This window comes from Kitasatospora sp. NPDC059462, from assembly GCF_042749955.1.
In the GTDB taxonomy this organism is placed as follows: Bacteria; Actinomycetota; Actinomycetes; order Streptomycetales; family Streptomycetaceae; genus Kitasatospora.
On record NZ_JBHYUU010000284.1, the window covers coordinates 1 to 7,263 of the forward strand.

Consider the following 7,263-nt stretch of genomic DNA (forward strand, 5'->3'; position numbering starts at 1 on the left):
GGCCCCCGGGTGGTCTCCAAGTCACCCGGGCCCGCCCCCGCGGGGGGCGGCCACCCCCGGGGGGGTGTGCCGGCCACCGGCGTGCGTCGGCGCGGGGCCGGTCGGCGGGACCGCTCAGTAGCGGTACTGCTCGGGCTTGTACGGGCCCTCGACCGGGACGCCGATGTAGTCGGCCTGCTCCTGGGTGAGGGTGGTCAGCTTCACGCCCAGCGCGTCGAGGTGCAGGCGGGCGACCTTCTCGTCCAGGTGCTTCGGCAGGACGTAGACGCCGATCGGGTACTGCTCGGTCTTCGTGAACAGCTCGATCTGGGCGATCGTCTGGTTGGCGAAGGAGTTGGACATCACGAAGGACGGGTGGCCGGTCGCGTTGCCCAGGTTCAGCAGGCGGCCCTCGGAGAGCACGATGATGGTGCGGCCGTCGGCCTTGCGCCACTCGTGGACCTGCGGCTTGACCTCGGTCTTCACGACGCCCGGGAGCTTCGCGAGGCCGGCGATGTCGATCTCGTTGTCGAAGTGGCCGATGTTGCCGACAATGGCCTGGTGCTTCATCCGCGCCATGTGGGAGGCGAGGATGATGTCCTTGTTGCCGGTGGTGGTGATGAAGATGTCGGCGGTCTCGACGACGTCCTCCAGGGTGGCGACCTGGTAGCCGTCCATCGCGGCCTGCAGCGCGCAGATCGGGTCGATCTCGGTGACGATGACCCGGGCGCCCTGGCCGCGCAGCGACTCGGCGCAGCCCTTGCCGACGTCGCCGTAGCCGCAGACGACCGCGACCTTGCCGCCGATCAGGACGTCGGTGGCGCGGTTGATGCCGTCGATCAGCGAGTGGCGGCAGCCGTACTTGTTGTCGAACTTCGACTTGGTGACCGAGTCGTTGACGTTGATCGCCGGGAACAGCAGCTTGCCGTCACGGTGCATCTCGTACAGGCGGTGGACACCGGTGGTGGTCTCCTCGGTGACGCCCTTGATGGTGGCGGCGACCTCGGTCCACTTGTTCGGGGTCTCGACGAGCGTGCGGTTGAGCAGCTCCAGGATGATGCGGAACTCGTCGTTGTCGGCGGTGGACGGGTCCGGCGCGGCACCGGCCTTCTCGAACTCGACGCCCTTGTGGATCAGCAGGGTCGCGTCGCCGCCGTCGTCCAGGATCATGTTCGGGGTCTTGCCGTCCGGCCAGGTCAGCGCCTGCTCGGTGCACCACCAGTACTCGTCCAGGGTCTCGCCCTTCCAGGCGAAGACCGGCACGCCCTGCGGGTTCTCCGGGGTGCCCTCCGGGCCCACGGCGATGGCCGCGGCCGCGTGGTCCTGGGTGGAGAAGATGTTGCAGGAGCACCAGCGGACCTCGGCACCGAGGGCGGTGAGGGTCTCGATCAGGACGGCGGTCTGCACGGTCATGTGCAGCGAGCCGGTGATCCGGGCGCCGGCCAGCGGCTGCGACTCGGCGTACTCGGCGCGGATCGCCATCAGGCCGGGCATCTCGTGCTCGGCGAGCTGGATCTCCTTGCGGCCGAACGGGGCCAGGGAAAGGTCGGCGACCTTGAAGTCACCGGTGATGTCGGTCGACATGCGTCTGCTCCTCGTGTGACGGGTGGGGTGTGGCCAAGGTCCTGGAGTGCGTCACAACACGGCGGGCCGCACGGGTGTGCGACGACGCCGGGGCACCCGGCCCGCGGCACGGTCCGACCGGCGCGGCACGGAGCCCCGTTGCTCGGCACAAACCGTCGGAGGACCTCTCTCCCTCGACCGGCGCGTACCCCCTCGGGGGCGGGCCGCCGATCGACCGCCATCAGCAGCGACGTTCTGGCTCTGGGGACGAATCTACACCGACGGCCCCGGACGGCGGCCCGCTACGGCCGTTTTCGGCCTCCCGCCCGGGGCCGTGCCGGTGGCTCAGTGCGTGCCGGGGACCGGCCCGCCGGGCGTGGCGTACGGGTCGTCGCCCGCCGCCTCCTTCTCGGCGCTGTAGATGTCCGGCTCCAGGTAGATCGCCCGGGCGATCGGCACCGCCCGCCGGACCCGCGACTCGGCGGCGTCGATGGCCTCGGCGACCTCGGCGGCCGTCGAGTCGGCCGGGACGGCGATCTTGGCGGCGACCAGCAGTTCCTCCGGGCCGAGGTGCAGGGTGCGCATGTGGATGACCCGCTCGACGGAGTCGTGGTCGACCAGCGCGTCGCGGATCCGGCCCACCGTCTCCGGGTGGGCCGACTCGCCGAGCAGCAGCGAGCGGGTCTCGACCGCCAGCACGAACGCGATGGCGATCAGCAGCAGACCGATGCAGAGCGTGCCGATGCCGTCCCAGATGCCGTCACCGGTGATCACCGTCAGCCCCACGCCGAACAGCGCCAGCACCAGGCCGATCAGCGCCCCGGTGTCCTCCAGCAGCACGACCGGCAGCTCGGGCGCCTTGGCCCGGCGGATGTACGCGGGCCAGCCGTGCGTCCCCTTGTCCTTGCGGGCCTCGCGGAACGCGGTCAGGAAGGACCAGCCCTCCAGCGCGATCGCGAACACCAGCACGCCCACCGGCCAGTACCAGTTGTCCAGCTCGTGCGGGTGGACGATCTTCTCGTAGCCCTCGTAGACCGCGAACATGCCGCCGACGCTGAACAGCACGATCGACACCAGGAACGCGTAGATGTACCGCTCGCGCCCGTAGCCGAACGGGTGCTCGGGGGTGGCGGCGCGCTGCGCCCGCTTGCCGCCGACCAGCAGCAGGACCTGGTTGCCGGAGTCGGCCAGCGAGTGCACGCCCTCGGCGAGCATCGAGGAGGAGCCGGAGAACGCGAAGGCCACGAACTTGCTCGCCGCGATGCCCAGGTTCGCGGTCAGCGCCGCGACCAGCGCCTTGGTACCGCCTTCGGTGCTCATGCTCGGAAGGTCCCTCCGTCGGGGGCCGTCCGCGCGGCCCGTGCCCGGACGCCCGGTGTCCCGGTCGCCGTCGACCGCATACGGTACCGGGCCGGCCCCCGCGGACTCAGGACTGCGCGGCGGCGAGGCCCAGGTAGACGGCGGCGAAGTCGGTGAGCGCCACCAGGTCGGCCAGTGCGTGCAGCGGGTCGGAGCGGCGGCTGGCGTACTCGGTGAGCCGCACGTCGTGGGCGGCGGCGAGCCGGTGTGCCCGGCCGGCGCCGAAGCTGCGCGGGCCCGCGTCGTCGGCCGGCACCTCGGCCGGACCGTCGTCGCCCTCCCCCGCCGGGCCGGGCCCGGACGGCCCGGCGTCGCCCTCGCCCGGGACCTGCCGCAGCAGCAGGACCTGGAGGTGCAGCGGGTCCGGCTCCTCGACCCGGTCGCGGAAGAAGTCGTCGGGGTCGGCGCCCGCGCCGAGCTGCCCGGTGAACATGCCGCGGTGCGCGGTGAGCACCTGCGGCAGCAGACCCGCCAGGGCGGGACGGCCGGCCCGGTCGGCGAGCTGGGCGGCGAAGCGGACGGCCGCCGCGCCGGCCACCGGGCCCTCGGCCCACAGCAGCGGGACGGTCCCGGCCAGCCGGGCGGCCAGCCCCTTGGCCGGGTTGGTGTACGCGGCGGCGTCCGGCCGGCAGCGGACGGCGGTGGCGTCCAGCAGGTCCGCGGTGCGCGGCAGCGCGTCGTAGGCCAGCTGGGTGACACCGAGCTTCTGGGCGAGCGCGAGCAGCGGCGCGAGGTGGGCCCAGAGTGCCGAGGGGTCCTCGGCGGGCAGGTCCGGCTCGGAGCCGGGGCCGCCGGGCGCGCCGGCCTCGGCCGGCTCGACGGCGGACGGCACGAAGGGCAGCGGCAGCGCGCGGACCTGCAGCGCGGCCTCGGCGAGCGCACTGCCCGCGGGCGCGGTGACGACGATCGCGCAGCCGCGTGCGTAGGCCTGCTCGGCGAGCGCGACCAGACCCCGTTCGCCGCCGTCGGCGGAGCTGATCACCAGCAGGTCGAGCGGGCCCGCCCAGCCGGGGAGCTGCCAGGCCAGGCCGGCGGTGAACGCGGCGGGGGCGGTGGCCCGGTCCGGGCGCGGGACGGGCGCGGCGTCGGTGGGCGGCAGCGGGGCGACCAGGCTGGCGGTGCCGGCCAGCGCGGCCAGCATCTCGCCGGCGGTCAGCGCGCTGCCGTGCCCGGCGACCAGGACGGCGCGCGGGCGGCCGTCGGGGCGCAGCCGGTCCAGGCCGGCGGCGTCGGCGAGCCGCAGGGCGGTGCGCACCCGGGCGCCGGAGCCGGCGAGGGCGAGCAGCGCGCGGTCGTGGTCGGCGCGCCGGAGGGCGGCCGGGTCGTCGAGCAGGGTGTCGTCGAGCATGCGGCGGGCCTCCGGCTGGTGGCTGGGCGCTGAGGACGGCGGGCGCGGGGCGGGCCGGGGCGGGGCCGCCCCGTCCAGGATCAGGCCGGGCGGCGGGCCTCGTCCACCAGCAGGACCGGGATGCCGTCGCGCACCGGGTAGACCAGGCCGCAGTCCGCGCCGGTGCAGACCAGCTCGGGCTGCTCCTCGGTGCCGCCCTCGGTGAGCGCGGCCCGGCACTGCGGGCAGACCAGGATCTCCAGCAGGAAGGATTCGAGCTTCATGGCGTTCGGTCTCCGGTCTCGGTGCGGGGGTGGCGGCGGACGGCACGGCGGTGCCCCGGCCGAGAGGAAACCCTACCGGCCGGGGCACCGGGGCCGTACGTCAGGCGCGGACCACGGCCAGCACGCCGTCGCGCAGCTCGGCCATCCTCGCCGGGTCCTTCGCCTCGACGTTCAGGCGCAGCAGCGGCTCGGTGTTGGAGGCGCGCAGGTTGAACCACCAGTCCGGCCCGGCCACGGTGAGGCCGTCCAGCTCGTCGACGGTGGTGCCCTCGACGGCGAAGGCCGCGCGGACGGCGGCGGTGCGGGCGGCCTGGTCGGCGACGGTGCTGTTGATCTCGCCGGAGGCGGCGTAGCGGTCGTACTCGGCGGTGAGCTCGGAGAGGGTGCCCGGCTGCCCGCCGAGGGCGGCCAGCACGTGCAGCGCGGCGAGCATGCCGGTGTCGGCGCGCCAGAAGTCGCGGAAGTAGTAGTGCGCGGAGTGCTCGCCGCCGAAGACGGCGTCGGTGACGGCCATCTCCTGCTTGATGAAGGAGTGGCCGACCCGGGTGCGCACGGGCGTGCCGCCCAGCTCGCGGACCACCTCGGGGACGGTCCAGGAGGTGATCAGGTTGTGGATGACGGTCGGCTCGGCCTCGCCGGCGGCCTTGGCGCGGGCGATCTCGCGGGCGGCGACCAGGGCGGTGATGGCCGACGGGGAGACCGGCTCGCCGCGCTCGTCGACGACGAAGCAGCGGTCGGCGTCGCCGTCGAAGGCGAGGCCGAGGTCGGCGCCGGCCTCGCGGACCGCGGCCTGGAGGTCGACCAGGTTCTTCGGGTCGAGCGGGTTGGCCTCGTGGTTGGGGAACGTGCCGTCCAGCTCGAAGTACATCGGGACGAGCTCGATCGGCAGGCCGTCGAAGACGGTGGGCACGGTGTGGCCTCCCATGCCGTTGCCGGCGTCGACGACGACCTTCAGCGGGCTGACGGCGGTGAGGTCGACCAGGCCGAGCAGGTGGTCGGCGTAGCCGCGCAGGGTCTCCCGCTCGGAGAGGGTGCCCGGGCGGACGTCGCGCGCCGGGACGGTGACGGTGTCGTCCTCGCCGGTCCAGGACTCGACCAGCTCGCGGATCTCGGCGAGGCCGGTGTCCTGGCCGACCGGGGCGGCGCCGGCCCGGCAGAGCTTGATGCCGTTGTACTCGGCCGGGTTGTGGCTGGCCGTGAACATCGCGCCGGGCAGGTCGAACGCGCCGCTGGCGTAGTACAGCTGGTCGGTCGAGCAGAGGCCGATCTGCACGACGTCGGCGCCGTAGCCGGCCGCGCCCTCGGCGAAGGCCCGGGTCAGCGACGGGGAGGAGGGGCGCATGTCGTGGCCGACCACGATCGCGGTCGCGCCGGTGACCTGCACGAACGCGGCGCCGAAGGCGCGGGAGAGGTTCTCGTCCCACTGGTCCGGGACGACGCCCCGTACGTCGTACGCCTTCACGAGCTGCTTGAGGTCGCGCACTGCGGCTCCACCCTGGTTCTGTGTCTGATCGGCGAACGCGCGCGGCCTGGCCGGCGGGCTGATCGCCCCGTGGTCACGGATACGTCCGGGCACGGCGGCGGCCGCCACCCGGTAGGGGGGAGCGTACCCGGGCGGGCGCGGCGGTTGGTGCGGGGGCGGGAGCGGGACGGTGCCGGGCGGCGGGTCAGTTGTCGGGCGAGCGGAGCACCCGGAGGTGGCCGCGGCGGCTTCCCTCGGTGGACTCGCCCTCGGGGGCGCGGCCCTGACGCGGGGTCTGCGGGCGGGCGGCCTCGCGGACGGCGTTGGCGAGCGCCTCCAGGTCGTCGCTGCTGCGGCGCAGCGGTCCGGCCTCGGCCACGAGCCGGACGACCTCCCAGCCGCGCGGGGCGGTGAGGCGCTCGGCGTGCTCGGCGCACAGGTCGTAGCAGTGCGGCTCGGCGTAGGTGGCGAGCGGTCCGAGGACGGCGGTGGAGTCCGCGTAGACGTACGTCAGCGTCGCGACGGCCGGACGGCCGCACGCGGTCCGCGAACAACGACGTACAGAGCTCACGAGGGTGGACGGTACAGCACTCCCTGCCGGGGAGCGAAGACCGCCTGTCCGGAGGGTGTGCCGTGTCGCCGCCCGCGCGCCGCCCGGGTGCTCCGCTCGCCCCGGGCGAACCGTTGCGGGGGTGGTCCACTTCCGGGCGTCCAAGGACTACGCTCGGCAGTGATATGGACAGCTCCGCACCGCAGTCATCGACGGGTCCCTCGCGCCGCCCGCGGCACCGCGACCGGCACGGCCGGGGTCTGCGCGGCCCGCTGGCGCCGCCGCAGGTCCCGATCTCGCTCACCCGCTCCGAGTTGTTCGACGACTACGTGCGCGAGTCGGTGGAACGGCTGGAGCGGCGCTGGCCCCAGCTGATCGAGGTGGAGTTCGCCGTCCAGGAGGTGCCGCTGCACGAGCCGGACGGCACCGATCCCGACGGCGGGGTGCCGCTGGGCCGGGTCTCGCCGGGCCGGCAGGGGCGCAAGAGCCAGATCGTGGTGTACCGGCGGCCGGTGGAGATCCGGGCGAAGTCGCGGGAGGACCGCGCCGCGCTGGTGCACGAGATCCTGATCGAGCAGGTGGCGGAGCTGCTGGGGCTCTCCCCCGACGCGATCGACCCGCGGTACGACGAGGACTGAGCACGGCGAACGCCGCAGGGGCGGCACCCGGCGGCCCGGTGCGGCCCCGGCGGCGGGGCGGGGGGGGTTAGCGCAGGGCCACGCCCGGGGGCTGGGCCGGC

General features: G+C 74.4%; 7 protein-coding genes. 1 reads left to right on the forward strand and 6 read right to left on the reverse strand.

Features of this window, described 5'->3' with window-relative positions; all coding sequences use genetic code 11:
- Nucleotides 1-114: 114 nt before the first annotated feature.
- The 6 genes from ahcY to ACFXAM_RS36735 form a co-directional block, all read right to left on the reverse strand.
- A complete protein-coding gene (gene ahcY / locus ACFXAM_RS36710) occupies nt 115-1,563 on the reverse strand; it encodes an adenosylhomocysteinase (protein WP_380298036.1) in 1,449 nt (482 codons plus the stop codon).
- 324 nt (nt 1,564-1,887) lie between these two features.
- Entirely contained in the window at nt 1,888-2,862 is a 975-nt protein-coding gene (locus ACFXAM_RS36715; protein WP_380298037.1) for a cation diffusion facilitator family transporter, read from the reverse strand.
- Nucleotides 2,863-2,968: 106 nt separating this feature from the next.
- Nucleotides 2,969-4,249 (reverse strand): SIS domain-containing protein, encoded by a 1,281-nt coding sequence (locus tag ACFXAM_RS36720; RefSeq protein ID WP_380298039.1) that lies wholly within the window; start codon nt 4,247-4,249, stop codon nt 2,969-2,971.
- An 80-nt stretch (nt 4,250-4,329) separates the two neighbouring features.
- Entirely contained in the window at nt 4,330-4,512 is a 183-nt protein-coding gene (locus tag ACFXAM_RS36725) for a Trm112 family protein (protein ID WP_380298041.1), read from the reverse strand.
- 100 nt (nt 4,513-4,612) lie between these two features.
- Nucleotides 4,613-5,995 (reverse strand): phosphomannomutase/phosphoglucomutase, encoded by a 1,383-nt coding sequence (locus ACFXAM_RS36730; RefSeq protein ID WP_380298042.1) that lies wholly within the window; start codon nt 5,993-5,995, stop codon nt 4,613-4,615.
- Nucleotides 5,996-6,179: 184 nt separating this feature from the next.
- The gene (locus ACFXAM_RS36735) at nt 6,180-6,545 is read right to left on the reverse strand and encodes a DUF3499 domain-containing protein (protein ID WP_380298043.1); all 366 of its coding nucleotides are present in this window, start codon (nt 6,543-6,545) and stop codon (nt 6,180-6,182) included.
- A gap of 164 nt (nt 6,546-6,709) precedes the next feature.
- Between ACFXAM_RS36735 and ACFXAM_RS36740 the strand changes: the two genes are divergently transcribed.
- Nucleotides 6,710-7,162: a metallopeptidase family protein gene (locus tag ACFXAM_RS36740; RefSeq protein ID WP_350554486.1), complete on the forward strand. Its 453-nt coding sequence runs from the start codon at nt 6,710-6,712 to the stop codon at nt 7,160-7,162.
- The last annotated feature ends 101 nt before the right edge of the window (nt 7,163-7,263 follow it).

Coding starts and splice junctions, on each gene's coding strand:
- ACFXAM_RS36720 (WP_380298039.1), bottom strand. CDS start 4,249: ATGCTCGACGACACCCTGCTCGACGACCCGGCCGCCCTCCGGCGCGCC.
- ACFXAM_RS36740 (WP_350554486.1), top strand. CDS start 6,710: ATGGACAGCTCCGCACCGCAGTCATCGACGGGTCCCTCGCGCCGCCCG.
- ACFXAM_RS36715 (WP_380298037.1), bottom strand. CDS start 2,862: ATGAGCACCGAAGGCGGTACCAAGGCGCTGGTCGCGGCGCTGACCGCG.
- ACFXAM_RS36725 (WP_380298041.1), bottom strand. CDS start 4,512: ATGAAGCTCGAATCCTTCCTGCTGGAGATCCTGGTCTGCCCGCAGTGC.
- ahcY (WP_380298036.1), bottom strand. CDS start 1,563: ATGTCGACCGACATCACCGGTGACTTCAAGGTCGCCGACCTTTCCCTG.